This is a genomic window from Azonexus sp. (assembly GCF_049652925.1).
Classification (GTDB): Bacteria; Pseudomonadota; Gammaproteobacteria; order Burkholderiales; family Rhodocyclaceae; genus Azonexus.
On sequence record NZ_JBASFI010000028.1, the window covers coordinates 16,718 to 42,104 of the forward strand.

Genomic DNA, 25,387 nt, shown 5'->3' on the forward strand with positions numbered 1-25,387 from the left:
GACAGGCGAAGGTGTGGACAACAAGAAACAGATGATTTTTTGCAAAACAGCGCGATCTCAGGGAAAGCATTGGTGCTTCTTTTTGGGATTATTGGTTGGTGTTTTGGGCATATTTCGCAAAAAATCAGTGCTGCTTCGCAAAAAGTGGGCAATAATCAGCTAGTCAAACAGGCTCCGTCAGTAAGGAGCTTGAGTTGTTCAGACTTATATCGAGGAAAAAATGGCAAAAACCATTCTTGCAGTTGACGATTCCGCATCCATCCGTCAGATGGTGTCCTTTACCCTGAAGAGTGCTGGTTACGACGTGGTCGAAGCTGTCGATGGGCAGGATGGCCTCGACAAAGCCAAGACCAAGAGCATCAATCTGGTGCTGACTGACCAGAATATGCCGCGCATGGATGGGCTGACGTTGATCAAGAGTCTTCGGGGAATGCCCCAGTATGCGTCGACCCCCATTTTGATGCTGACAACCGAGTCGTCGGATGCGATGAAATCGCAAGGCCGCGCAGCCGGCGCTACCGGTTGGCTGGTCAAGCCTTTCGACCCCCAAAAACTGATCGAAGTCGTACGCAAGGTGATCGGCTAAGTGAAGCCGGCGGACCTGTAACAGGGCGGGTCTTTTGCAGTCAATTTTCGGTCTCCGGCATACGGGGTGCCGAGATCAGGGGGTGGCATGACTATCGACATGAGTCAGTTCTACCAGGTTTTTTTTGAGGAATCGGCAGAGCATTTGGCAGCGATGGAAGGGCTGTTGCTTGAACTGGATATTGAAAATCCGGATTCAGAGCAACTTAATGCGATTTTTCGCGCCGCACACTCCATCAAGGGGAGCGCAGGCACCTTCGGTTTCACCGATCTTGCCGAAACCACACATATCCTGGAGAACCTGCTGGACCGTATTCGCAAGCATGAGCTGGGATTGCGAGCTGATATGGTCGATGCCTTTCTGGAATCTGGTGACCTCCTGCGCGAAATGCTTGAAGTCCATCAGGGGCGAGGTGAGGTCGATCCAACCTCGGTTGCATCGATATGCGCTCGTCTGCGCCAGTTGTCTGCTGACACGCCTGCTGCCGCGCCGCAGTCGGCAACGGGGCGCGCTGGTGCGGCCATAACGCAAGAAAAACCTGTTGGTACGCGTGCTTTCGATATCCAGTTTGTGCCGACGGAAGTCTCGGCCAAGGGTGATGGTGTCGCCAATTTACTCGAAGCGCTACGCTCCCTGGGGACTTTGGAAATACTGAGTCAGCCAGCCTCGGATATGAACAATGTCGGATATTGGCAACTTCGGTTTCTAACTGAAGCGGGGCAGGATGACTTTTCGGATCAGATTGACTTTATTGCGGAAAATGGTGCGTGGCGGGTAGTAGAGGAGTCTGTCGTTGATGATCACGATGGGGCTTTCGGTTTTTTCGGCAATTCTCCGGGGGCGCCAGATGAGGACCAGAGCTATGGTTTTTTTGAGCCGCTCGATAGTGCACCATCCGTCGCATCAGGCAGGCCTGTTGTTGAGGACGAGGATGACTCATATGGGTTTTTCGATCCGCTTCCCTCGGCTGGAGAGAGTCTGTCTGTTGTCGAAACCGGAGTAAGTGACGATGGCGATGGCTACGGGTTTTTCACCCCGCTACCGAATCAAGTGGCGGTACAGCCGGTAGCTGAGGTGGGCGACGGGTTTGGCTTCTTCGAACCCCTTACTCCCGTTCTTGCCTCCCCTTCACCGGTATCGTCCTCCACGGTACCAAACCCTGTTGCGCAGAAACCGGCAGAGAAGAAGGCTGACGAATTGCATGGCCGGACTGCCAAGCTGGCCCCCGCTGCTACTGCTAGTGACTCTTCCATTCGTGTCAGCATCGAAAAAGTGGATCAGTTGATCAATCTGGTTGGCGAACTGGTTATCACGCAGGCAATGTTGCTGCAGACGACGGCACAGATGCAGGAAAGTGCCCCAGAGCGCCTGGTAAATGGATTGGCGCAACTGGAGCGAAATACCCGTGATTTACAGGAATCAGTGATGTCCATCCGGATGATGCAGATATCCTTCGTTTTTTCACGGTTTCCTCGTGTTGTCCGTGACCTTTCCGCCAAGCTGGGCAAGCAGGTCGAGTTGAAGACGTCCGGTGAAACAACTGAGCTCGACAAGGGGCTGATTGAGCGAATTGCCGATCCTTTGACTCATCTCATTCGAAATAGCCTAGATCACGGCATCGAATTACCCGATACGCGGATTGCTGCTGGTAAGAGTCCGGTTGGGACAATCACCTTGAAGGCATATCACCAGGGGGGCAACATCGTCATTGAGGTGGGTGACGATGGCGCTGGGTTGCCTCGCAACAAGATATTGGCCAAGGCCCGTGAGCGCGGATTGCCTGTTTCCGATCAGATGACGGATCAGGAGGTTTTCCTTCTGATTTTCGAGGCTGGTTTTTCGACGGCCGATCAGGTCACCGATGTGTCCGGGCGAGGGGTGGGTATGGATGTCGTCCGCCGCAATATTCAGTCGATGGGCGGGCGTGTCGAGATCGAATCCATGTTGGGAGTGGGGACGCGGATGACGGTTCGTTTGCCGCTGACGCTGGCCATTCTTGATGGAATGTCGATTGCCGTCGGAGACCAGACCTACATTTTGCCGCTTTCCTATGTGGTGGAGTCGTTCCAGCCACAAGCCGGCGATATCAAGACGTTATCCAATCAGGCTCGGGTGATTCAGGTTCGCGGTGAGTATTTGCCCGTGGTAGTACTGCACGAGTTATTCAATATCAAGTCGTGCTCGAATAACTTCACGCAAGGCATCATGGTCGTTGTTGATGCGGATGGAATCAAGGCGGCATTGTTTGTCGATGCCTTGGTGGGCCAGCATCAGGTTGTCATCAAGAGTCTGGAGGCGAACTATCGCCGCGTGCAGGGGATTTCCGGTGCGACCATCATGGGCGATGGCCATGTGGCGCTCATTCTTGATGTGTCGGCCATCGCCGGAATGGCGAAGACAAGCCTGCAAAAAGTCGGCTGACGGTTGAATTGAGGAGCAAGAGATGGAAGCGATGACCCATGGCGGTGGCACGGCAAGCGATGAGGATCTGGTGCCAAGTGAATACCTGACCTTCACTTTGGGCAGTGAAGAGTATGCAATCGATATCCTCAAGGTGCAGGAGATTCGCGGCTACGAGCCACCAACGCTGATTGCCAATGCCCCTCCATTTATAAAGGGAGTGATCAACCTGCGGGGCATCATCGTTCCAATCGTTGATCTGCGTATCAAATTCAATCTTGGCAAAATCGAATACACGCCCTTTACCGTGGTGATCATTCTCAATATCGCGGGGCGTGTGATCGGTGCTGTGGTCGACAGCGTTTCTGATGTGTTTTCGCTGACGCGTTCGCAGATTCGCCAGGCACCGGATTTTTCCGGGACTTTCGACACCAAATACATTCTAGGCCTGGCAACGATCGATAACCGCATGATGATCGTCACGGATATCGAGCGCCTGATGACCAGCGCGGATATGGCGCTCATCGATTCGGCCAGCGAATAGCGTACAGCCCTCAACCAGGAGCCGTAGTATGTTGAATTTACGAAATTACAAGATCGGCACTCGCTTGATCTTGACGACTGTTGGTGCACTGGCGCTGATGATCGCGTTTGTTGCGATTGCTTGGTTTAGCCTGAATTCGATTAGCGACAAGGTTGATCACATCGCTAATAACAACATCAAGAAGACTGAGTTGGCGGTCGACATGCGTACGCGGAACCTGTTGATCAGCAGGCACGTGCTTACCGCCATGATCTACGAGGAGACAGAGAAGCAGCTAGGTGAGGAGAAGAAGGTCAATGCCAATCTCCAGGCTTACGTGGTGTCAGAAAACCAGATTGGTGAAACGCTGGGCTCGGCGCGCGGGAAGGAAATACACGAGCGTATCGTGTTGGCCAGAAAAGCTGCAGAGATATCTATTTCCCGGATGTTCGCGCTAATAAAGGCAGGGAACCGACCGGAGCTTGAAGATCATTTTTTCAATGGTTTTCGCCCAAAAATGCAGGCCTGGTTCGATGCGGTTGATGAAATCCTGCTGCTCCAAAAGGAGAATAATCTTCGCGATTTGGCTGAAATTGACACAGTCAAGTCGGGCGTCCAGACCACTATGTTATTCATGATTGGATTGGCTCTGATCATCATGGTGCCGGCCGGCCTGTGGGTGACGCGCCAGATCACCGGCCGGCTGGGCGAGGCTGTTGGCGTCGCTGATGCGGTCGCTACGGGCAAACTTGATAACAGCATTGATGTTAGCGGTAACGACGAACCTGCGCAGTTAATGAATGCGCTCAGTCGCATGCAGACTGATCTCAAGGCGCGTACCGAGGCAGAGCGCAAGGTGGCCAATGAGGCGCTTCGCATCAAGGTGGCTCTGGATGTGACATCAAACAGCGTGATGGTTGCCGATCCGGACGGCGTGATTGTCTATTGCAATGCTGCCGTGCTGGAAATGATGCGGGTGGCCGAGGCAGATATTCGCAAAGACCTGCCATCGTTCACGGCTAATTCGATCCAAGGTTCGAATTTTGATATTTACCACAAGAACACGGCGCATCAGCGCAATCTTCTGTCTGAGCTGAAAGGCATGCATCGCACCCAAATCATGGTGGGCGGTCGTACCTTCAGATTGGTTGCCAGCCCGATTGTCAATGAACGGAATGAGCGCCTCGGAACGGTTGTCGAATGGACGGATCGAACCGCTGAAGTGGCAGTTGAGGAGGAGGTCGGCAGCATTATTGCCGCCGCCGCTTCAGGCGATTTCTCGCGCCGTATTGATGCCAGTGAGATGAGTGGTTTCTTCCGGCAGATTTCTACCGGCATCAATGATCTTCTCGAAGTGAATAGCCAGGCGCTGGGTGATGTTGGGGCCATGCTGACGCGACTTTCACAAGGGGATCTGACGCGCAAGATTGATACTGAATATCAAGGTGTGCTTGGCCGGTTGAAGGATGACGCTAATGTTACGGTCGACAACCTTCAGGAGATTATTTTCTCGATCAAGAGCGCGACCGACGCCATCAATACGGCTGCGCAGGAAATCGCCAGCGGTAACCAGGATTTGTCAGGGCGTACCGAGCAGCAGGCATCAAGCCTGGAGGAAACCGCGTCAAGCATGGAACAGCTGACCAGCACGGTCAAACAGAATGCCGACAACGCTCGCCAAGCCAACGAACTGGCGGGTAGTGCGCAGCGAGTTGCTGAAAAAGGTGGCTTGGTGGTTGGGCAGGTAGTGGAAACCATGGGGGCGATTCACCAAGCTTCGAACAGAATATCGGACATCATCAGTGTTATCGACGGTATCGCCTTCCAGACAAATATCCTGGCCCTCAATGCGGCGGTCGAAGCGGCGCGTGCAGGTGAGCAGGGTCGTGGTTTTGCCGTGGTGGCAACTGAAGTCCGAAATCTCGCCCAACGCAGCGCCGCTGCAGCCAAGGAAATAAAGACACTGATTTCCGATTCTGTCGATAAGGTGCAAACCGGTGGGCGTTTGGTCGATCAGGCAGGGCAAACGATGGGCGAGGTGGTGGCAAGCATTCAGCGTGTTGCCAAGATCATGTCCGATATTTCTTACGCCAGCCGCGAACAGACTGCTGGTATTGAGCAGGTTGGTCTGGCGGTAAGCCAGATGGACGAAATGACGCAGCAGAATGCCGCGTTGGTTGAACAGGCTGCAGCGGCAGCCGAAAGTCTGGAAGAGCAGGCGCGCAATTTGGCAGAGTCGGTAGCGGTATTCCGTCTTTCGGGCGGTTTGATCGTTCAAGGGCAGTCTGAACTTGCGGGCCTAGACTTTGATGGTGCGATAGCTGCGCACGGAAAATGGAAGCAACGCCTGCTCGATTACGTTGCTGGTGGGGGCGAAAAACTTGACCCCGCTATCGTGGGGCGTGACGACCAGTGTGCTCTCGGCTGCTGGATCCATGGCGACGGCCGTGCGTTGCGTGGCAATTCCAAATATACCGAGCTCAAGGGTGAGCATGCGGGATTCCATCGCTGTGCGGCGGATGTCATACGAACCCACTTGGCTGGCAACACGGATGGCGCGCGGGCGCAAATATCGGGCGAATTTACCAATCGATCCGGACGCGTTATCGGATTGCTGGAAAACATGCGCGGTGGCGGAAACAATACGCCTCCCAAGCAGTTGACCGCAGCGGTTCCCCGGACTATTTCCTCAGTCAAGATGCCGGCGCTCGTTGAGCCGGATGATGACGAGTGGGAAGAGTTCTAAGAAGACAGGTTCATAGAGAAAAAAGATGCGAAATAATCAGCCTGTGACCAATGTGGAAGTCGAACTGGATGAGCATACGCTTATCGCGTCCAAGACCGATGTCAAGGGCCTGATTACCTATGTAAACAAAGAGTTCATTGATGTCAGCGGGTACTCTGAATCCGAATTGATCGGCCAGCCGCACAACATTGTGCGTCATCCGGATATGCCAGCAGAGGCCTTCGACGATATGTGGCGGGATCTCAAGGATGTCCGCCCATGGACTGGCTTGGTGAAAAATCGCTGCAAGAACGGGAACTATTATTGGGTGCTTGCTACAGCGACTCCAGTGTACGACGGTGGGCAGTTGGCTGGCTACATGTCAGTTCGCCGCAAGCCGACGCGGCAGCAGATCGATGCAGCGGAAAGCGCATATCGGCTGTTTCGAGAAAAAAAAGCGGGTGGTTTGCAGATTCGTCACGGCGAAGTGGTCAAAGGGGGCGAAGGCTTTCTCGTCGGATGGTCGTTGAAGAACAGGCTGGTGGCTGGTTTCGGGATGCTTTTAGCGGCCATGGTAGTCGTCGCAGGGCTGGGCATCTGGGGTATGGCGAATACCAATAGCGCGGTTGGCGGTCTTTACAATAATCGCTTGCAGCCGACCCAGGCACTGGCCACCATCGGCAAGCTAATGGCCGATAATCGGTCGCAGATTCTGTTGTCCTTGCAACATGACCCGGTTGGTCAGCATGCCAAGCTGCATGATCATCCACTGGATTTTCACATCAAGCAGATCGATTCCAATGTTGCCGAGATTGGAGGGCAGTGGGAAGGCTACAAGAAGACGCTGGACTCTGATGAGCACCGCCAGCTGGCAGATGCTTTCGAGCAAGCTGGCAAGCGTTACGTTGCCGAAGGACTCTTGCCAGCCAAGGAGGCCCTGCTTGCTGGGCGTTTCGAGGAGGCAAACCTGATCCTGCTCACGCAGATCAATCCGAACTACACTGCTGCAGCAAAAAAGGCTTCTGAACTATTCAAGTTTCAGGTTGAGCAAGGGCAGGCTCAATTGACTGAAAGCGAGCAAGCGTTCGCCAGCGAACGACTCTGGATTATTTTGCTTGTTCTTTCGGCGCTTGCTGTTGGTGCGGCGATTGCGGTGGCGATGATTCGCTCGATAACCCGTCCGATCGACTCGATTCTCGATACCTTCCGGGCCTTGGCGAATGGTGACTTTACGCGCAATGTCAATCTGTCGCGCAATGATGAACTGGGCAAGGTTCTTCAGGGCCTGCAGTCCATGCAGATTCAACAGGGGTTCAATGTTGCCGAGACGCAGCGGATTGCCAACGATAATCTCCGTATCCGCATTGCGCTCGATTGCGTTTCGGCCAACCTGCGGATTGCCGATGACGATGGGACGGTGATCTATGCCAACAAGGGGCTCTTGAGCACTTTGCGCCAGATCGAGCCAGGCCTCCGAGAGCAGCAGCCAAATTTCACTGTTGACGGGTTTGTTGGCAGCAGTATCGGGGCGTTTTATCAGGATCCCGCTGCGGCGCTCAAAGGCCTGCGCGAGTTGCAGGGTACTCGCCAGACTGAGCTCGATATCGGTCGCCGGATTTATAGCATCATTACCAATCCGATCATCAACGAGCGCGGCCAGCGGCTTGGCACGGTGGGCGAATGGGTCGATCGTACGGCCGAGTTGAACGCGCAGCGATCAGTAGCTGATCTCGTGTCGCGTGCTTCTGCCGGAGATCTTGAGGCACGCCTCGATCCTTCTTCGCTGGAAGGCTTTTACAAGGAGCTTGGCACTGGCATCAATAGCCTGGTTGAAACCAGCGGTGCGGCGATCGGCGAGATTGCCGACCTGTTGTCCAGAGTGGCCGATGGCGACCTGACTCAGACGCTGACCAGCACCTATCAGGGGACCTTTGGTCGCCTGCGCGATGATGCCAACCAGACTGTCACGAAGTTGCGCAATCTGGTTGGTGAGATTCAAGTGTCTGCGCAGACGATCAATACGGCGGCCAAGGAAATTGCATCGGGCAACCAGGATCTGTCGGGGCGGACGGAAGAGCAGGCGAGCAGTCTTGAAGAGACGGCTTCGAGCATGGAGCAGCTGACCAGCACGGTGAAACAGAATGCCGATAATGCGCGCCAAGCGAACGAGCTGGCTGGCGCGGCACAGCGGGTTGCCGACAAGGGGGGCGAAGTGGTTGGCCAAGTGGTCAACACTATGAGCGCGATCCATCAGTCGAGCAGCAAGATTGCCGACATCATCGGGGTGATCGATGGCATCGCCTTCCAGACCAACATTCTCGCGCTCAACGCGGCAGTCGAGGCTGCGCGGGCGGGAGAGCAAGGCCGCGGCTTTGCCGTGGTAGCTACCGAAGTGCGCAATTTGGCCCAGCGCAGTGCTGCTGCGGCGAGGGAAATCAAGGGGCTGATCTCTGACTCGGTCGAAAAGGTCGAAACTGGCAACAAATTGGTTGATCAGGCGGGACGGACGATGGAGGAGGTCGTCTCGAGCATCAAGCGCGTGGCCAAGATCATGGGTGATATTTCCGACGCGAGTGCAGAGCAAAGCGCCGGTATTGAGCAAGTTGGTTTGGCGGTAAGCCAAATGGATGAGGTGACGCAGCAGAATGCAGCACTCGTCGAGCAGGCTGCGGCGGCTGCCGAGAGCCTGGAAGAGCAGGCGCATCAACTGGCGCAGACCGTTTCGGTATTCCGGATCGGCGACAGCAAAGTCACTTCACGTCTCGCTTCGCCGCCGCCTCGAATCGAGCGTAAGGCTGAGTCTGCAATGAAAAATGAGCCACCTAGGGCCTCAAAGGCACAGGTGCAACATGTCAGTCTTGATGATGAGTGGGAAGAGTTCTAACCATGGTCGATATTCGAAATCCTGCTCCGCCTGTTTCTGCGATCCGGTCATCGCTGTCAGCCACTCTGCCTGCTCGCGATGGCAACGTACGAGAGTTTACGTTTTCGACGACCGATTTTGAGCGCGTTCGCAAATTGATCTATCAGCACGCGGGCATTTCATTGTCGCCAGTTAAACAGGACATGGTGTATTCGCGTCTGGCGAGACGTCTGCGCGCCACGGGCATGCGGTCTTTCGCGGAGTATCTTGACGGGTTGGAGCGAAATGGCGGCGATGAGTGGGAGCGCTTCGTCAATTCGCTGACGACAAATCTGACCTCATTTTTTCGCGAGCCTCATCACTTTCCGATATTTGCTGATCATATTCGCAAGATCGGCGCGAAACGTCCCATCCGGGTATGGTGCTCGGCCGCGTCGACGGGTGAGGAGCCCTACTCGATCGCGATAACCGTGGCCGAAACCTTTGGTGCCAATGTTTCGCACATCTCGATCATCGCCTCGGATCTCGATACAAATGTGTTGGCGACTGCAGCCAAAGGAGTGTATCCAGTCGAACGGGTTGAAAAGTTGTCGCCGGAGCGCTTGCGTAAATTCTTTCTGCGCGGCACTGGCAGTCAGGAAGGATTTGTCTCGGTTCGTCCGGAACTGAAGCAGATGGTCAGCTTTCAGCGGATCAACCTGCTGGACGCGAGCTATGCAGTCAAGGGTCCGCTCGATGTGATTTTTTGCCGAAATGTCATGATCTATTTCGACAAGCCGACGCAGTACAAGATTCTGTCGCGCTTTGCTCCAATCATGCAGCCTGACGGGTTAATGTTCGCCGGCCACTCGGAGAGTTTTTTGCATGCGGCCGATCTTTTCAAGTCCCAGGGCAAGACAGTCTATGCCCCGGTACAGGCTCGATAGGGAAGGGGCCGGGTGCAACATTCCTACGACGAGCAGCTAGCGACCAATCGATACTTCGACCGAAAATTCGGTCTTGAAGCTGCCAAGATATTGCCGGGCGAATATTTTGTTTCCAGCAAGGAAGCATTGCTGGTGACGGTGCTCGGCTCCTGTGTCGCGGCTTGTATTCGTGACGCCGACTCCGGAATCGGCGGGATGAATCATTTCATGTTGCCCGACGACGGTGGGCGGAGCCCGCTTGCGATGTCGACCCGCTATGGTACGTACGCCATGGAGGTGCTGATCAATCATCTGTTGAAACTTGGCGCCCGGCGCAACCGACTTGAAGCCAAGGTTTTTGGTGGCGGGGCTGTCATGGCGAGTCTGGCGAGCAGTAACGTCGGCGCCAAAAACGCGGAATTCGTTCTGGATTTCCTGAAGACGGAAAAGGTCCCCGTTATCGCCAAGGACCTGCTGGATTCATATCCCCGGAAAGTCTATTATTTTCCGCATACAGGGCGTGTTTTGGTCAAGAAGCTGCACCGGGTTCATAACGAAACGTTGTTCAGCCGCGAAAACGATTACAAGGTGCGCCTGACCGGTTCCACCATTGAAGGCGATGTTGAATTGTTCGTTTAACACGGTCAACCGGAAAAAAACGCCATTTTTGAAATCCTTCCCAATAGATGCCCATGAAAATTCGAGTCCTGATCGTTGATGATTCGGCATTAATGCGTGGTCTGTTGAGCAAGTTGATCAGCATGGCGCCCGATATGGAGGTGGTGGGGGCTGCTCCTGATGCCCAAACTGCGCGTGAAATGATCAAGGCGCTGAATCCGGACGTCATGACCCTGGATGTCCATATGCCAAAAATGGGAGGCCTTGAGTTTCTCGAGCGCTTGATGCGCTTGCGGCCTATGCCCGTGGTCATGGTCTCGTCTTTCACCGAATCGGGCTCTGAGACCACGCTGAAAGCCCTTGAACTGGGTGCAATTGATTTTATTGGCAAGCCACGGGCCGATAGTGGCAGGAGCATGGAGAACTATGCAGAGGAACTGGTCGAAAAAATCCGTGCAGCCAAAGGTGCGCGTCTGCGTGGGGCAATGAGTTTGCCAGCCGCTTCGCCTCCGTTAGCGACGCCAACCAGACCCGGCTTGGCCGCGAGCGGAAAAATCATCTTTGTTGGCGCCTCAACCGGAGGAACTGAGGCAATCAAGGAATTTCTCCTTGGGATTCCCGCTGATTGCCCGCCCATTCTCATCGTTCAGCATATGCCGGAATCGTTTACGGCCTCATTCGCCCGGCGCCTCGACTCTCTCTGTGCGCCGCGCGTCATCGAGGCGCAGGGAAATGAAAAGATCGAGCCGGGTACCGTCTATATCGCGCCGGGACATTCTCATTTGCTTATTCGGCGGGGCAATTCAGGTTTCCTAACCGAGTTGGCTCCGACTCCCCCGGTTAATCGCCATCGCCCATCGGTCGATGTGCTATTTGATTCGGCTGCCGCCTTGGTTGGGCGCAAGGCAGTTGGCGTTATCCTTACCGGAATGGGCAAGGACGGTGCTCAGGGACTGTTGCGTCTGCGCCAATCAGGGGCGAGAACCTTTGGTCAGGATGAGGCGAGCTGTGTCGTGTACGGAATGCCGCGCGAAGCCTTTCTGATTGGTGCGGTGGAAGAACAGTGTTCGCTGGAAGATATTGCGCGGCGGGTAATTGCCGCGATTTGCGTCTAACCCGCCAATCGGGGTTGTTGCCGATGGCCAAAGGATTAAACTAGGATTCAGTTCGTTTTTGTGGATAGGAAAACAAATGCAGGCAAGTATTCTCAATGAATCCGGCAAGGTCACCATCAAACTTGCTGGTCGTTTTGATTTTAATACCCACCGTGAGTTTCGTGCTGCCTATGAACCCTTGGTTGCCGATTCCGCCGTTCGGTCAGTAGCAGTGGATTTCGCTGGAGTCGATTATCTTGATAGCTCGGCCTTAGGTATGTTGTTGATGTTGCGCGATAAATTGGGTGGGGCAAACAAAGAGGTGGCACTGACCGGCGTTCGGGGTAACGTAAAACAGGTGCTAGATATTGCTAATTTTGGTAAATTGTTTCAAATTTCCTAAATGTTCGGTGCTGTAGACCGTTAAAGGAAAATGGGGTTGGCACCCAAATGGTGCTGGTAGCAGGTTCGTCGCTGGGTGACGACGGGGTTGGAAGAGACAATTCTTGGGCTTCTAGCTTCCGAAAGCGGCCAGATACGCAACATGCGAGAGGATGACAATGTCTGAATTATTAAAGAATATCGACGCGCGAACAAAATTGGCGGGCACCAACAAGCTCGAGATTCTTTTGTTCTTTCTCGGCGTGGATCAACGTACCGGGCGTCGCGAAACCTATGGCATCAATGTCTTCAAGGTGCGTGAAGTGATGCGCACGCCGGTGATCACTGCTGCCCCCGATATGCCTGCCTCCGTTGAGGGCATGGTCAGTCTGCGCGGGGCATTGGTGCCGGTGATTGACCTCGCCAAATATTCGGGCATATCTCCTGAAACGCCACGCGAAATAATGATCGTTACCGAGTATAACGGCCACACACAGGGATTTCTGGTCGAAGGGGTCGACACCATCCTTCGTCTCGACTGGAGCAAGATGCGTGTTCCGCCGGAGATGCTCACTTCGCAGACTGGCGGGTTGGTGACGGCGGTAACTGAGTTGGAGGACAACCGTCTGGTGATGATGATGGATGTCGAAAAGGTGCTTTCAGAAACCACGAGTATCGACAACGAAATCATGTACCGCGGGGTCGTTGTGATCGACAAGCCGGATAGCACGGTTTTTTATTGTGATGACTCAAGTGTGGCCCGCAAACAGATCGAACGTACTCTTTCAGCCATGGGCGTTAGGGGCATCTCGGCAGTTAATGGCCGCCAGATGTGGGAAGAAATGGAGAAGGTGGCCACCTATGCACAGTCGGTTGGCAAACCCGCATCGTCAATGATCAGTCTGGTGCTGACTGACATTGAAATGCCTGAAATGGATGGCTATATCCTGACCAAGAAAATCAAGTCAGATCCACGATTCAACGGGATTCCCGTGATCATGCATTCGTCATTGTCTGGAATGTCCAACCAGAAGCTGGGAGCATCGGTCGGGGTTGACGAATATGTGCCAAAGTTCGAGCCCTTGCGTCTGTCTGAAACACTGGCGCGGCGACTCGGTGTGGATACTATGCCGGTTCGTGCGGCCTGAGATAGCGGGAGTTGGCGATGGAACTCGTTGAGAACAAAAACCTGCTTGATAGCGTCGATGCGCGGACGCGACTGGCGGGATCCAACAAAATGGAAATTCTGCTGTTCTCGCTCGGAACGCGCGAGATTTTCGGCATCAATGTATTCAAGGTCCGCGAAGTTGGCAGAACGCCGCACATTACCAAAACCCCCAATATGCCACGTGGTGTCGAGGGGTTGATTTCCTTGCGGGGAAATGTCATTCCGGTCCTTTCCTTGGCGCCATTCATGCATCTGGACGCGCCAGCGGGACTCGGCAAGACAATGATGGTGGCTGAGTATTCAAAGCGCACGCTTGGCTTTCTGGTTCACGACGTTGACCGCATCATCCGGGTCGATTGGGAGCGAGTGAAGGCACCGGAAAGTGTGCTGGCGACGAATCAGGGATTGATCACAGCCGTCATCGAACTGGAAAGCGGCGGGTTGGTTTCGATTCTCGATGTCGAGCAGATTCTCGCCAATGCTTTCGGTGAGGCAATGATTGTCGATATCACCCCGGCACGGGTAGATCCGGACACAAGCGTGTTTTTCGTCGATGACTCGATCGTTGCTCGGCGGAAAATTGCAGAGGTGCTTGACAAGCTTGGCGTACGTCACAAATATGCCACCAATGGCATGGAGGCTTGGACGCGCCTCCAGGGGATTGCTGCTCATGCCACGCAAATGGGGCAAAGTATCCGTCAAGATGTTCGCCTGATTCTGGTCGACGCTGAAATGCCCGAAATGGACGGTTATGTCCTGACCAAGAACATTAAATCGGATCCGCGTTTTGAAGGCGTGCCGGTGGTCATGCACTCTTCGCTCTCGTCCGAGGCCAATCGGGCCATGGGGAAATCGGTTGGTGTTGATGCCTATGTCGCAAAATTCGATGCCGAAGCGCTGGCCGATACCTTGCGCCCGCTGATTGAACGATAAAAACTTAGTTTCTGGAGTACTGCATGGCAGCTGATCCCAAAATGAGATTTCTGGTGGTGGACGATTTTTCCACCATGCGTCGAATTGTCCGAAACCTTTTGAAAGAACTTGGCTTCACGAATGTCGATGAGGCCGAGGACGGCGCTATCGCATTGCAAAAGCTTCAGGGGGGCGGTTTTGAGTTTGTGGTTACTGACTGGAATATGCCGAATATGGATGGGCTTACCCTGTTGCAATCCATTCGGGCGACGCCGAATCTGAAGCATCTGCCTGTCCTGATGATTACGGCTGAGGCCAAGAAGGAAAATATTATCGCTGCCGCGCAGTCAGGTGCCAGTGGCTACATCGTCAAACCATTTACTGCGGGAACGCTTTCGGAAAAGCTGAACAAGATTTTCGAAAAAATGGGTCAGGCATAGGGGGAAATCATGTCTGCCAATAACGATTCCGACGATCTTGAAGCGCTCTTTGACTCAATTGCAGCGAGCAGCGTGGTGGTGCCAGAGCCCCCCAAGACAGCAGCGCCTGCATCATCTGATGCTGATAGCGATGATTTGCAGGCCCTGTTCGATAGCGTTGCCGCAAAGGCCGAAGTTGCGCAGGTCAGCCAGGATTCTACGGAGCACGAGGGTGGCTCAGGAGAGGGCTGGTCTCAACAGGAGGCGGTCTTCAATCGAATTGGACACATGGCGCGTGCGCTTCATGACACTCTGGGGCTGCTTGGCTACGACAAGTTGCTCGAGAAGACGGTCTCTGCGCTCCCTGACGCAAAGGATCGCCTGGCATACGTTGCCAATCTGACAGAGCAGGCCGCGTGTCGCGTTCTTAATGCAACCGATATAGCCAATCCGCTGGTCGATGAAATGGAAAGTGGCGCCAAGGCGCTGGGTGAACGGTGGGACCTGGTTTTTGCTAACAAAATGGGGCCTGCCGAGTTCAAGCAGTTGGCAACAGAAACGCGCCTTTTTCTGAATGAGCAGCTACCCGCTAAAACTCGCGGGACGCATGCCCAGTTGACGGAAATCATGATGGCCCAGGATTTCCAGGACCTGACGGGACAGGTCATCAAGAAAATCGTCGCCCTTGCCCACGAGTTGGAGTCGGGCTTGATGAGTGTCCTTATTGAGGTGTTGCCGGAAACCAAGCGCACCGAGGAAGTGGCTAGTCTGATGAATGGTCCGGTAATCAATGCCGAAGGGCGTACCGATGTTGTAGTTAACCAGGAGCAGGTTGATGACCTGCTGGACAGCCTCGGTTTCTGAGGAAGATAAATATGAGCGACTTTGGCGGAATGGAAGATCTGCTGCAGGATTTCCTGCAGGAGGCCAATGACCTGTTGTCCGATGTCGACAACAAGCTGGTTGATCTGGAAAAAATGCCCGATGACCGTGCATTGCTCAACGACATTTTTCGAGGGTTCCACACAGTCAAGGGTGGGGCGGGGTTTCTCAATGCCACCGAGCTGGTGACGCTTTGTCATCTCACGGAAAATCTCTTCGATCGATTGCGCAATGGTGAAATTGAGCTGACTGCCGAATTGATGGATGTCATCATGGATGCCACCAAGGGTGTCCGCGAAATGTTCGGCGAACTGGGGCAGATGGTTCAGCCTCAGCCTGCCGATCCTGCGGTAATCGCTGCATTAAAGGGCGTCTTGAGCGTGGGGCATGTGGCGGAGGCTCCTCCTCCGGCGGCAGAGATTCCCCCATTGCCTGTTTCTGAGTCTGATGAGCCTGACTGGAACCAGTTGCATGCTGCGGTGACTGGTGAGTCAGGATCTGCGCCTCCTCAGAGCGAAGTAATTACCAAGGCCGAAACAGCAGTGGCTGAATCAGTCGTAACGCCAACAGCGGTGGTGGCTCAGTCAACAGCAGCTGCCTCACCATTTGGGCGGCGAGCGACAGATAAACCGGGCGGGCAACCTGCTTCTGCTCGGCGGGCCGAAGAGCGTGGTCGTGAAAATACAATTCGCGTCGATACTTCTCGCCTTGATCAGGTCTTGAATCTATCCGGCGAAATAGGATTGACCAAAAACCGGTTGACTAGTTTGCGGGCGGACATTCTGGCAGGAAAGAATGATTCCGAGACCCTGCATGCACTGGACCAGGCAGTAAGCCAACTCGATCTGCTCGTGTCGGATTTGCAGAATTCGGTCATGAAGACACGGATGCAGCCGATTGGCAGGCTCTTCCAGAAGTATCCACGGATTGCCCGCGACCTTGCCAGGCAACTGGGTAAGGATGTCGAACTGGTTCTTGCTGGTGAAGAAACTGAAGTCGATAAAACCATGATCGAGGATCTAGCTGATCCCTTGATTCACCTGATTCGGAATGCAGTGGACCACGGTGTCGAGATGCCAGAGGAACGGCAGGCTGCAGGGAAGCCACCCAAAAGCCTTGTCCGCCTTGAGGCGCGGCAGGAGGGCGATCACATCGTCCTGATAATCGCTGACGATGGCAAGGGTATGAACGCGGAGCGCATCCGTGCAAAGGCGACGGAAAAGGGCTTGATCTCCGAGGAGGAGGCTAACACGCTGGATGAACGCCAAAGTCTCAACCTAATCTTCATGCCGGGCTTCTCGACCAAAACACAAATTTCTGACGTGTCAGGGCGGGGCGTGGGTATGGATGTGGTCAAGACCAACATCCAGAAGCTGAATGGCTCGATCGAAATACGTTCGGAACCTGGCAAGGGCTCGGTTTTCATCATCTCGCTGCCGCTGACGCTGGCGATTTTGCCGGTACTGTTGGTGTTGCTTGGCGACCAGCCATTCGCATTGCCGCTATCGCTCGTGCGCGAAATATTGCCTATCGAGCAAAGCCGGATTCAGGAGGTTGGTGGAAAGGAAACCTTGGTAGTCAGAGGGGAAGTTCTGCCTGTAATCACACTGGCTCGTCTCCTCGGCTGGCCGCTTGAGCGATACCCCGAGTACGGGGTGTTCATGCAGACAGCGGAGCGCAGTTTCATTTTGGCGGTCGATAGCTTTGCGGGGCGTGACGACGCGGTGATTAAATCACTTGAAGACTTCCGGCCAAAGGGGGTCGCCGGGGTTACGACCCTTTCCAACGGGCAGATTGTGTTGATTTTGGATATGAAGGAGTTGTTGTCCGATCTCGGTCAGCATTCCGATTTCGGTTCTGCGGTACGGGCGCTCGATTTCGCCTGATTCCTGTTTTTAGTCAACGAGTTGAGAGGGAGCTATGCTCCCTCTTTTCTTTTTGGGGTTTACTCTGTTGTCATGGGGTTGCAAATGGCACCTGAGAAACTGAATAAATAAACACACGTACCTATATAATTTTTCTCGTTTTTTCCTATAATAGCCATAACATAAACCAAAGATGGCTATGGCCGAAGATAGCGACCTCGAGAAAACTGAAGAGCCTACAAGTAGGCGAATCGAGCAAGCCCGGGAGAAGGGGCAGGTCCCGCATTCCCGTGAGTTGGGCACTTTTCTTGTTCTGATTGTTGCAGGCGCTACTTTTTGGATGATGGGTGGCTGGTTTATGCAGCGCTCCATGGCGATTGTCAAAAAAGGCTTCACCGTTGAGTCCGAGGTTATGCGTGAGCCGGCATTGATGCTGCCTCGCTTGGCTGAAATTTCAGGGGATGCGTTATTTGCTTTTTCCCCACTTCTTGGCCTGATCTTGCTGGCTGCAGTTCTGCCACCGTTTTTCCTGAATGCATGGGTATTTTCGCCGCAGGCACTTGTGCCCGATTTCAATCGACTAAACCCGCTCACCGGTTTTGGCCGGATGTTTTCCTGGAATAGCCTGATGGAGCTGGGTAAGGCAGTTTTGAAAGCAGGATTACTTGGCGGGGTTGCTGTTGCATTGGTTTGGAAACAGCGTGACGAAATATTCGGATTGCTGAGCGAGCCACTGGATGCTGGGCTCGTGCATGCCGGAAATCTGGTTTCATTCTCTTTTTTGATCATGGCTGCAACGCTGGTGCTGGTTGTGGCTGCTGATGTCCCCTTCCAGCTCTGGCAATACTTCGATAAGTTGAAGATGACCAAGGAAGAGGTCAAGCAGGAAATGAAGGAAATGATGGGGGATCCCCACGTTAAGGGGCGTATCCGCAGCCTGCAGATGCAGGCTGCCCGTAAGCGCATGATGGCGGCGGTTCCTACGGCCAATGTTGTAGTAACAAATCCGACCCATTTTGCAGTGGCTCTGGCCTACCAAACTGGCATGGCCGCACCTAAGGTGGTGGCGAAGGGGGCGGGGGCGATAGCCCAGAGGATACGAGAGTTGGCTCATGAGAACGCGGTGCCGATCATGGAGGCGCCGCCATTGGCGCGGGCCCTTTATAAGCATGCTGGCCTTGATTCAGAAATCCCCTCCGCCCTGTACAGCGCAGTCGCGGAGGTTCTTGCTTATATCTACCAGCTCGCCAACTGGCGGCAGGTAGGTGGCACCTACCCGGTGCCGCCGCGTGACCTGCCGGTGCCTCCTGAGCTAGTTCCGGAGGCTGCGTAAATGGCTGCCTCGTCATTCGGCTTGCAAAACTTCATTGGGCGGATGAACGCCTCTCAATTGGCCGCGCCGATCTTGATTTTGATGATTCTGGCGATGATGGTGTTGCCACTTCCGGCTTTTGCGCTGGATGTGTTCTTTACTTTTAACATCGCAATATCGGTGTTGGTCTTGCTTGTTGCGGTCAACACGCAAAAAACACTGGAATTTTCTGTCTTCCCGACGGTGCTGCTGGTCACGACACTGCTTCGCCTGTCGTTGAATGTTGCGTCGACCCGGGTAGTTATGCTCGAGGGGCATACCGGGCCCGATGCGGCCGGGAAGGTGATCGAGGCATTTGGACACTTCATGGTGGGGGGGAACTTTGCCGTTGGTATCCTCGTGTTCATGATCCTTGTGGTTATTAATTTTGTTGTAATCACCAAGGGTGCCGGCCGGGTCGCTGAAGTGTCGGCGCGCTTCACGCTCGACGCGATGCCGGGTAAGCAAATGGCCATCGACGCTGACCTCAACGCCGGGTTGATTGGTGAAGAGGATGCCCGTAGGCGTCGTTTAGAGATATCCCGCGAGGCCGAATTTTTTGGTTCGATGGATGGTGCGTCAAAGTTTGTGCGTGGCGACGCCGTGGCGGGCATCATCATCATGCTACTCAATGTCGTGGGCGGGCTGATTGTTGGCGTGCTGCAGCACGACATGGAACTGGCTCAGGCAGCAAAAAATTACACCCTCTTGACCATTGGTGATGGCCTAGTGGCCCAGATTCCCGGGTTGATCATTTCTATTGCGGCCGGCATGGTTGTTACGCGGGTGTCGGATGATCGCGACATTGGTCAGCAGGTTATGGGGCAGATGTTCAGGAATGCCAAGGCGATTGGTATTACTGCCGCGATTGTTGGGATACTCGGACTTATTCCGGGTATGCCTAATCTGGTATTCCTGATGTTGGCCTCTGGTATGGGCTGGATGTCCTGGCGGATGATGGAGAAAGAGAAACGCATCGTTGAAGCGCCGGTAAAAGTCGCGCCGGCGCCGGTTCAGGATGCATTGGAGGCAACTTGGGGGGATGTAGCTCCGCTGGATGTACTTGGGCTGGAGGTTGGCTATCGACTGATCCCCTTGGTTGACAAGTCTCAGGATGGGGAATTGCTGCGTCGGATTCGTGGGATTCGGAAGAAATTTGCGCAGGAAGTCGGTTTTCTTGTTTCCCCAGTACATATTCGGGACAATCTCGAATTGAAGCCAAATGCCTATCGGATACTTTTGAAAGGCGTAGAGGTCGGGCAGGGTGAGGCCTATGCTGGCCAGCTTATGGCAATCAATCCTGGCCGTGTGGCGGGGACGCTGAATGGTGCTGTTACCAAGGATCCCGCATTCGGCCTTCCCGCGGTCTGGATTGATTCAGGGCAACGAGAGCAGGCGCAGGCCTACGGTTATACCGTGGTAGATGCTTCGACCGTGGTTGCCACGCATCTCAATCATCTGATTCTGACACATGCTGGTGAACTGCTTGGTCGTCAGGAGGTTCAGCAACTACTTGACCATCTCGCCAAGGAAATCCCGAAACTGGTAGAAGATCTTGTCCCCAAAGTTCTGCCGCTTGGTACCCTGCAAAAAGTCTTGCAGGCAATGCTCGAAGAGGGGGTTCATATCCGCGATATGCGGACCATCATCGAAACCGTTGCAGACCACGCAACACGCACCCAAAATGCGGACGATCTCTCAAGCCAGGTTCGCATCGCCCTTGGTCGCGCAATTGCTCAGCAGCTTTTCCCTGGCAACAGCGAAATGCAGGTTATGTCGCTCGACCCGACCTTGGAGCGCCTCTTGTCTCAGGCGGTGGCCGGCGGTTCCGAAAATACCAGCTTTGAACCAGGGCTCGCCGATACGCTTCTACGCGAGACAGCCTTGGCCGCCGGGCGCCAGGAAGGCCTTGGATTGCCGGCTGTGTTGCTTGTGCCGGCCAGCCTCCGCCTGCTCTTGTCCAGATTCCTGCGGCGTACCGTTCCGCAGTTAAAGGTGTTGTCTCACAACGAAGTTCCTGAAACAAGAATTATCAAGGTGACCTCGATCATCGGAGGTAGAACATGAACGTCAGAAAATTCATCGCCGCCAATGCAAGGGATGCCTTGCGGAAGGTTAAGGAGACGCTAGGCAACGATGCGATCATACTTTCCAATCGCGGCGTTCCTGGCGGTGTCGAGATCATGGCAGTAGCCGCACGCGATATGGCGATGATTATTCCAACTCCGGTTGGAGAAAGCGTTGTGTCCGACCGGCATCTTCCGGATAGTCATCCGGAAGATGACTATCGCGTGGTGCTCAGTTCGGCGCGAGCGAGGATTTCTCAGCCGCCTCAGCCGACTGTGGTTCCACCTCCTTCTGCATCATCACAGCGTCAGTCCCATACTCAAAAACCGGCATCAGCGTCAGTCAATGCCGGAATACCTAGAACCGGGGCGTTGCGACAGATGGAAAACAGCCGCCCAGGTCCGTCGACCGCAGCACCAATGAGAACGGCGCCGATCGCCCCGTCGGCGCACTCGGCGGCAATTCCTGCAACCCCTTCCCGCCGTGCAGAAGCGGAAGTGGTTTCAATGGAGGTAATGGACGAAATCCGTTCGCTACGCAAAATTGTTGAACAGCACCTCGCAGGCTTTGCTTGGGGCGAAGCTGCACGCTCTGAGCCGGTAAAGACAGAGATTTTGCGCCAGATGCTTGATGCAGGATTTTCACCGCAGTTTTCTCGTGAATTGCTGGTCGATCTGCCACGCGAAATGAATGGCCAGGAAGCAATGGCCTGGGTAAAGGGGGCGGCTGATCGCTCGCTCCTGACCATCGGCAATGAAAACGATATCGTTGATCGAGGCGGCGTTTACGCGCTAGTCGGTCCGACCGGAGTTGGGAAGACGACAACCACTGCGAAGCTGGCGGCGCGTTGTGTGTTACGCCATGGGCCAAGCAAGGTGGCACTGGTTACCACCGATGGTTATCGGATTGGCGCCCATGAACAATTGCGGATCTACGGTCGCATCCTTGGTGTATCTGTTCACTTGGTCAAGGATGCCAATGAGCTGCGACAGACATTGATGGAACTGCAGCACAAGCACATGGTGCTGATCGATACGATGGGGATGAGCCAGAGGGATAAACTGGTGCCAGAGTTGACGGACATGCTCGCCGGATGTGATGTCCAGCGCTTGCTATTACTGAACTCGACTTCACGTGGAGATACTCTTGATGACGTTGTTCGCGCCTATGCAGGTGAGACGCTAGCTGGATGCATCCTGACGAAAATTGACGAGGCAGCCAGTCTGGCGACAGTTCTGGATGTCATCATGCGCCATGGACTGAAGCTTCAATATGTTTCCAACGGGCAACGTGTGCCAGAGGATTTGCATCTGCCTAATCGTAGCTATCTCCTGCATCGTGCCTTCAAGGATGTTCCAGAAAGTTCTCCTCACAAATTCGATGGTCTCGAACCCGGACTAATGATGGCAAGCGCCGGCATGGTTGCAGTTGGAGGCCGACGTGGCTGACTTTCGTGTCGATCAGGCGGCTGGATTGCGCCGCCTACTAGGAGGTGGGCAGCAATTGCAAGTCATTACATTTGTTGCTGGATGTGATGGCGTTGGACGCAGTGTTGCCGTGGCTAATATTGGTGTGGCGCTGGCGCGCCTTGGAAAAGAGGTTCTGATCATCGACGAGCACGTCCCGGGTGACGATATTGCGTCCACTTTCGGCCTGGTTGCTCGGAATGATCTTTTAAATGTAGTCCAGCGTGAAATGCAGCTTTCACAAGTCTTGCTTCAGCCCATGCTCGGATTGCGGGTTCTGCCGGCAGCTCGGGCGGCAAGAAAACTGGGGCGTATGTCGTTGCCTCAGCAGCAGACCTTGCTTGATGCCATGTCTGGTCTGGAGAGGCCGATCGATGTAATCCTAGTTGATGCGAGCATGGCACACCCAAATGGCTTTTCGCCATTTGGTCTGGTATCTCAGGAGGCCGTTGTGGTCTTGTCGGGGAGCAGCTCTTCAATAACTGAAGCATATTCGCTAATTAAAAAAGTGAGTCATGCCTTTTCGCGGAAGCATTTTCGAATTTTGGTGAACAAGGTTCGCAGTCATGCCGACGCCCGCTCAATATTTGAGAACATCGCCCAAGTAGCCGCACAGCGGGGGGTGGCCCGCCTGGATTTTGCTGGTGCTATTCCTCTCGATGACGCACTGCGCCAGTCAGCTCAGCTATGTCGTTCGGTCTTGGTTCAGGCCCCAAATTCGCTGTCGGCTGCGGCGTTCCGAGACATTGCCTCGGATATGCTGTACTGGCAACGCAGCGAATGCGAGGCTGCTGGGGTCGGTCAGTTCATGCAGCAGCTGTTACACTTGAGCCAACGTATAACCCCAAACGTACTACGAGCCTGATGTATACCGCTGCCGGGCAGCCAGATAGGGATCAGCTGGTTCAGCGCTTCGCACCGCTGGTGAAGCGTATCGCCTATCATCTGATGGCTCGCCTGCCGCCCAGTGTGCAATTTGATGATCTCGTCCAGAACGGGATGCTTGGGTTGCTTGACGCGATGGATCGGTATCAGGAAGGTTTTGGGGCGCAGTTCGAGACCTATGCAACACAACGAATCCGCGGCGCAATGCTGGATGGCCTTCGGGAAAATGATTGGTTGCCACGGAATTTGCGTCGGGAGTTACGGCGAATCGAAACGACCATCAATCAGCTTGAGCACGAACATGGTCGCGCCCCCTCGGAAAAGGAGTTAGCTGACGCTCTAGGTCTGTCCTTGAGCGATTACCAGAGGACCCTTCAGGATGCGCGTGGCCATCAGATTGTCTATTACGAGGATTTTTCCGGTTCAGACGACGAGGATTTTCTCGAACGGCATTTTACGGATAACGACGCTGACCCAGTGAGCATCCTCGAAGATAGAGGTGTTAGGGAGCAACTCGTGCTGGCTATTGGTCTGTTGCCGGAGCGTGAAAAGTTGATGATGGCTTTGTACTATGAGCAGGATTTGAATTTGAGGGAAATCGGCGAGATTATGGGAGTCACCGAGTCCCGGGTTTGTCAGTTGCATACTCAGGCTGTAGCACGGCTACGTAGCCGTATTGTTGGTGAAGTTCCCGCCGCCGCGAAACGTCGCAAGGAGAAGGCTGGTGGATAAGATCAGCCTCGCAGGCCTCGCAATAAGTATTGTTGCGATCATTGGTGGCCAGTATCTTGAGGGGGGGAGTGTTGGCTCCCTCGTCCAGCCAACAGCCTTGCTGATCGTGCTGGGTGGTACCTTGGGAGCTGTATTGTTGCAGAGTCCGATCCACATCTTCAAGCGAGGAATGAAGATGGCAAAGTGGGTTTGGATCCCCCCTGTCATTGAGCAGAAGCGCCTGATAGAACAGATACTTAACTGGAGCCAGATGTCGCGGCGTGAAGGCCTGCTTGCTTTGGAAAATTATATTCCGGGCATAAAAGACGAGTTCGCTCGCAAGGGGCTGCAACTCCTTGTTGATGGTGCAGATCCAGAGAGAATCAGGGAGTTGCTGGAAGTCGAAATTGGCACCTTTGAAGATGAGTGGCGCCAGTCGGCAAAGATATGGGATGCGGCTGGAGGCTACTCCCCTACGATAGGCATTCTGGGGGCTGTGATGGGGCTGATTCATGTCATGGAAAACCTGTCAGACCCAACCAAGCTCGGCGGAGGAATCGCGGTAGCGTTTGTCGCAACGATTTATGGCGTTGGATTGGCCAACCTCGTCTACCTTCCTATTGCAGCCAAGCTTAAGTATTACGTGATGCGCATGGTGTCATCGCGTGAAATGCTTGTTGATGGTCTTGTCGGTATCGCGGTCGGTGACAATCCCCGAATTATCGAAGGGCGGCTGAAAGGCTATCTTCACTGATGGCCCGCAAGCGTCGAGAGGAGGAGCCTGAAAACCACGAGCGTTGGTTAGTCTCCTACGCTGATTTCATTACCCTGCTGTTTGCATTTTTCGTGGTTATGTATGCGGTGTCGTCCGTAAACGAAGGGAAATACAAGGTACTGTCCAACTCACTGACCAATGCCTTCAATAACAAAACAGGCGAGCCGGGTGGGCAGCCTGTAGCGGTCATTCAGGGGGCGCTCCCCATGTTGCCGCGGCCGGTCATCAAAGTTGACAAGGCGCCGGAGACGGTCAAGGTTGAGGCCAAAAAGGCCGAGCAACGGCAAAAAATGAAGAATGTGGCAGGCAGCATCATGGAGGCGCTGCAGCCGCTTGTCGCAGCAGGCAAGGTTCGCCTCTTGGAGACGAGTCGTGGCGTCACTATCGAGATAAATGACAGCGTTCTGTTTTCAGCAGGGCAGGCGCGTCTGCAGCCAGCATCAATTAGCGCCATGGGTGTTATCGCGCAGGTGCTCGCCGATACGGATTATCCGATCACAATTGAGGGGCATACTGATAATGTGCCGATAGCTACGCCTCAATTCCCATCCAATTGGGAATTGTCAGCCATGCGAGCTACAACGGTGCTCCGGCTGTTTAACGATGGGGGGGTGGGTGCCGAGCGACTTACGGCAATTGGCTATGGTGATACTAGGCCAGTCGAGACCAATACGACTCCGGAAGGACGGGCCAGAAATCGCCGTGTCAGCGTCATGATTGACTCAAATCGCCCGGAAGAGCCTACTGAGATTAACGAAGCGCCAAAGGCAATTGGTCGCTGATCTGCTTTA

At 54.3% G+C, this 25,387-nt stretch carries 21 protein-coding genes; all 21 read left to right on the forward strand.

Features of this window, described 5'->3' with window-relative positions:
- The first annotated feature begins 220 nt into the window (after nucleotides 1-220).
- The 21 genes from WBK19_RS15115 to motD all read left to right on the forward strand — a co-directional run bounded on the left by WBK19_RS15115 (nucleotide 221) and on the right by motD (nucleotide 25,378).
- Entirely contained in the window at nucleotides 221-586 is a 366-nt protein-coding gene (locus WBK19_RS15115; protein ID WP_226497362.1) for a response regulator, read from the forward strand.
- Between the two features lie 87 nt (nucleotides 587-673).
- Nucleotides 674-3,007 carry a chemotaxis protein CheW gene (locus tag WBK19_RS15120; RefSeq protein ID WP_511291127.1) on the forward strand — a complete coding sequence of 778 codons (2,334 nt, stop codon included), beginning with the start codon at nucleotides 674-676 and terminating at the stop codon, nucleotides 3,005-3,007.
- A gap of 22 nt (nucleotides 3,008-3,029) precedes the next feature.
- On the forward strand, nucleotides 3,030-3,530 hold the full coding sequence (locus WBK19_RS15125; RefSeq protein ID WP_511291129.1) for a chemotaxis protein CheW: 501 nt from the start codon (nucleotides 3,030-3,032) through the stop codon (nucleotides 3,528-3,530).
- Nucleotides 3,531-3,558: 28 nt separating this feature from the next.
- Nucleotides 3,559-6,255, forward strand: coding sequence for a methyl-accepting chemotaxis protein (locus WBK19_RS15130; protein ID WP_511291131.1), 2,697 nt, complete (start codon nucleotides 3,559-3,561; stop codon nucleotides 6,253-6,255).
- A gap of 25 nt (nucleotides 6,256-6,280) precedes the next feature.
- Nucleotides 6,281-9,118 carry a methyl-accepting chemotaxis protein gene (locus WBK19_RS15135; RefSeq protein WP_511291133.1) on the forward strand — a complete coding sequence of 946 codons (2,838 nt, stop codon included), beginning with the start codon at nucleotides 6,281-6,283 and terminating at the stop codon, nucleotides 9,116-9,118.
- A gap of 2 nt (nucleotides 9,119-9,120) precedes the next feature.
- On the forward strand, nucleotides 9,121-10,023 hold the full coding sequence (locus WBK19_RS15140; protein ID WP_511291135.1) for a CheR family methyltransferase: 903 nt from the start codon (nucleotides 9,121-9,123) through the stop codon (nucleotides 10,021-10,023).
- 12 nt (nucleotides 10,024-10,035) lie between these two features.
- Nucleotides 10,036-10,641: a chemoreceptor glutamine deamidase CheD gene (gene cheD, locus WBK19_RS15145; protein WP_494650150.1), complete on the forward strand. Its 606-nt coding sequence runs from the start codon at nucleotides 10,036-10,038 to the stop codon at nucleotides 10,639-10,641.
- Between the two features lie 47 nt (nucleotides 10,642-10,688).
- On the forward strand, nucleotides 10,689-11,735 hold the full coding sequence (locus WBK19_RS15150) for a protein-glutamate methylesterase/protein-glutamine glutaminase (RefSeq protein ID WP_511291137.1): 1,047 nt from the start codon (nucleotides 10,689-10,691) through the stop codon (nucleotides 11,733-11,735).
- A gap of 76 nt (nucleotides 11,736-11,811) precedes the next feature.
- Entirely contained in the window at nucleotides 11,812-12,117 is a 306-nt protein-coding gene (locus tag WBK19_RS15155; RefSeq protein WP_511291139.1) for an STAS domain-containing protein, read from the forward strand.
- A 157-nt stretch (nucleotides 12,118-12,274) separates the two neighbouring features.
- Nucleotides 12,275-13,243 carry a chemotaxis protein gene (locus WBK19_RS15160; protein ID WP_511291141.1) on the forward strand — a complete coding sequence of 323 codons (969 nt, stop codon included), beginning with the start codon at nucleotides 12,275-12,277 and terminating at the stop codon, nucleotides 13,241-13,243.
- Between the two features lie 17 nt (nucleotides 13,244-13,260).
- Nucleotides 13,261-14,196, forward strand: a complete 936-nt coding sequence (locus tag WBK19_RS15165) for a chemotaxis protein (RefSeq protein ID WP_511291142.1) — start codon at nucleotides 13,261-13,263, stop codon at nucleotides 14,194-14,196.
- Between the two features lie 23 nt (nucleotides 14,197-14,219).
- Complete coding sequence (gene cheY, locus WBK19_RS15170) at nucleotides 14,220-14,615, forward strand: chemotaxis response regulator CheY (RefSeq protein WP_494650145.1); 396 nt, start codon at nucleotides 14,220-14,222, stop codon at nucleotides 14,613-14,615.
- Between the two features lie 9 nt (nucleotides 14,616-14,624).
- Complete coding sequence (gene cheZ, locus WBK19_RS15175; protein ID WP_511291144.1) at nucleotides 14,625-15,458, forward strand: protein phosphatase CheZ; 834 nt, start codon at nucleotides 14,625-14,627, stop codon at nucleotides 15,456-15,458.
- A gap of 11 nt (nucleotides 15,459-15,469) precedes the next feature.
- Complete coding sequence (locus WBK19_RS15180) at nucleotides 15,470-17,362, forward strand: chemotaxis protein CheA (RefSeq protein ID WP_511291146.1); 1,893 nt, start codon at nucleotides 15,470-15,472, stop codon at nucleotides 17,360-17,362.
- A 178-nt stretch (nucleotides 17,363-17,540) separates the two neighbouring features.
- The gene (gene flhB, locus WBK19_RS15185; protein WP_511291148.1) at nucleotides 17,541-18,674 is read left to right on the forward strand and encodes a flagellar biosynthesis protein FlhB; all 1,134 of its coding nucleotides are present in this window, start codon (nucleotides 17,541-17,543) and stop codon (nucleotides 18,672-18,674) included.
- Nucleotides 18,675-20,759: a flagellar biosynthesis protein FlhA gene (gene flhA / locus WBK19_RS15190; protein ID WP_511291150.1), complete on the forward strand. Its 2,085-nt coding sequence runs from the start codon at nucleotides 18,675-18,677 to the stop codon at nucleotides 20,757-20,759.
- Nucleotides 20,756-22,207 (forward strand): flagellar biosynthesis GTPase FlhF, encoded by a 1,452-nt coding sequence (gene flhF / locus WBK19_RS15195; protein WP_511291152.1) that lies wholly within the window; start codon nucleotides 20,756-20,758, stop codon nucleotides 22,205-22,207. Before flhA ends, flhF begins: the two co-directional genes overlap by 4 nt.
- Nucleotides 22,200-23,090 (forward strand): MinD/ParA family ATP-binding protein, encoded by an 891-nt coding sequence (locus WBK19_RS15200; RefSeq protein ID WP_511291154.1) that lies wholly within the window; start codon nucleotides 22,200-22,202, stop codon nucleotides 23,088-23,090. The genes flhF and WBK19_RS15200 overlap by 8 nt, the downstream gene beginning before the upstream one ends.
- Complete coding sequence (locus tag WBK19_RS15205) at nucleotides 23,090-23,842, forward strand: RNA polymerase sigma factor FliA (RefSeq protein WP_511291156.1); 753 nt, start codon at nucleotides 23,090-23,092, stop codon at nucleotides 23,840-23,842. Before WBK19_RS15200 ends, WBK19_RS15205 begins: the two co-directional genes overlap by 1 nt.
- Entirely contained in the window at nucleotides 23,835-24,575 is a 741-nt protein-coding gene (locus tag WBK19_RS15210) for a flagellar motor protein (protein WP_511291158.1), read from the forward strand. Before WBK19_RS15205 ends, WBK19_RS15210 begins: the two co-directional genes overlap by 8 nt.
- A complete protein-coding gene (gene motD / locus WBK19_RS15215; protein ID WP_511291160.1) occupies nucleotides 24,575-25,378 on the forward strand; it encodes a flagellar motor protein MotD in 804 nt (267 codons plus the stop codon). Before WBK19_RS15210 ends, motD begins: the two co-directional genes overlap by 1 nt.
- Nucleotides 25,379-25,387 lie beyond the last annotated feature (9 nt).

Excerpts from the sequence above, each read along its gene's own strand:
- WBK19_RS15120 (WP_511291127.1), top strand. The coding sequence starts at position 674 with ATGACTATCGACATGAGTCAGTTCTACCAGGTTTTTTTTGAGGAATCG.
- WBK19_RS15205 (WP_511291156.1), top strand. The coding sequence starts at position 23,090 with ATGTATACCGCTGCCGGGCAGCCAGATAGGGATCAGCTGGTTCAGCGC.
- cheZ (WP_511291144.1), top strand. The coding sequence starts at position 14,625 with ATGTCTGCCAATAACGATTCCGACGATCTTGAAGCGCTCTTTGACTCA.
- flhA (WP_511291150.1), top strand. The coding sequence starts at position 18,675 with ATGGCTGCCTCGTCATTCGGCTTGCAAAACTTCATTGGGCGGATGAAC.
- WBK19_RS15125 (WP_511291129.1), top strand. The coding sequence starts at position 3,030 with ATGGAAGCGATGACCCATGGCGGTGGCACGGCAAGCGATGAGGATCTG.
- WBK19_RS15115 (WP_226497362.1), top strand. The coding sequence starts at position 221 with ATGGCAAAAACCATTCTTGCAGTTGACGATTCCGCATCCATCCGTCAG.
- WBK19_RS15165 (WP_511291142.1), top strand. The coding sequence starts at position 13,261 with ATGGAACTCGTTGAGAACAAAAACCTGCTTGATAGCGTCGATGCGCGG.
- flhB (WP_511291148.1), top strand. The coding sequence starts at position 17,541 with ATGGCCGAAGATAGCGACCTCGAGAAAACTGAAGAGCCTACAAGTAGG.
- WBK19_RS15140 (WP_511291135.1), top strand. The coding sequence starts at position 9,121 with ATGGTCGATATTCGAAATCCTGCTCCGCCTGTTTCTGCGATCCGGTCA.
- cheY (WP_494650145.1), top strand. The coding sequence starts at position 14,220 with ATGGCAGCTGATCCCAAAATGAGATTTCTGGTGGTGGACGATTTTTCC.
- flhF (WP_511291152.1), top strand. The coding sequence starts at position 20,756 with ATGAACGTCAGAAAATTCATCGCCGCCAATGCAAGGGATGCCTTGCGG.
- WBK19_RS15130 (WP_511291131.1), top strand. The coding sequence starts at position 3,559 with ATGTTGAATTTACGAAATTACAAGATCGGCACTCGCTTGATCTTGACG.
- WBK19_RS15160 (WP_511291141.1), top strand. The coding sequence starts at position 12,275 with ATGTCTGAATTATTAAAGAATATCGACGCGCGAACAAAATTGGCGGGC.
- WBK19_RS15150 (WP_511291137.1), top strand. The coding sequence starts at position 10,689 with ATGCCCATGAAAATTCGAGTCCTGATCGTTGATGATTCGGCATTAATG.
- WBK19_RS15155 (WP_511291139.1), top strand. The coding sequence starts at position 11,812 with ATGCAGGCAAGTATTCTCAATGAATCCGGCAAGGTCACCATCAAACTT.
- motD (WP_511291160.1), top strand. The coding sequence starts at position 24,575 with ATGGCCCGCAAGCGTCGAGAGGAGGAGCCTGAAAACCACGAGCGTTGG.
- WBK19_RS15180 (WP_511291146.1), top strand. The coding sequence starts at position 15,470 with ATGAGCGACTTTGGCGGAATGGAAGATCTGCTGCAGGATTTCCTGCAG.
- WBK19_RS15135 (WP_511291133.1), top strand. The coding sequence starts at position 6,281 with ATGCGAAATAATCAGCCTGTGACCAATGTGGAAGTCGAACTGGATGAG.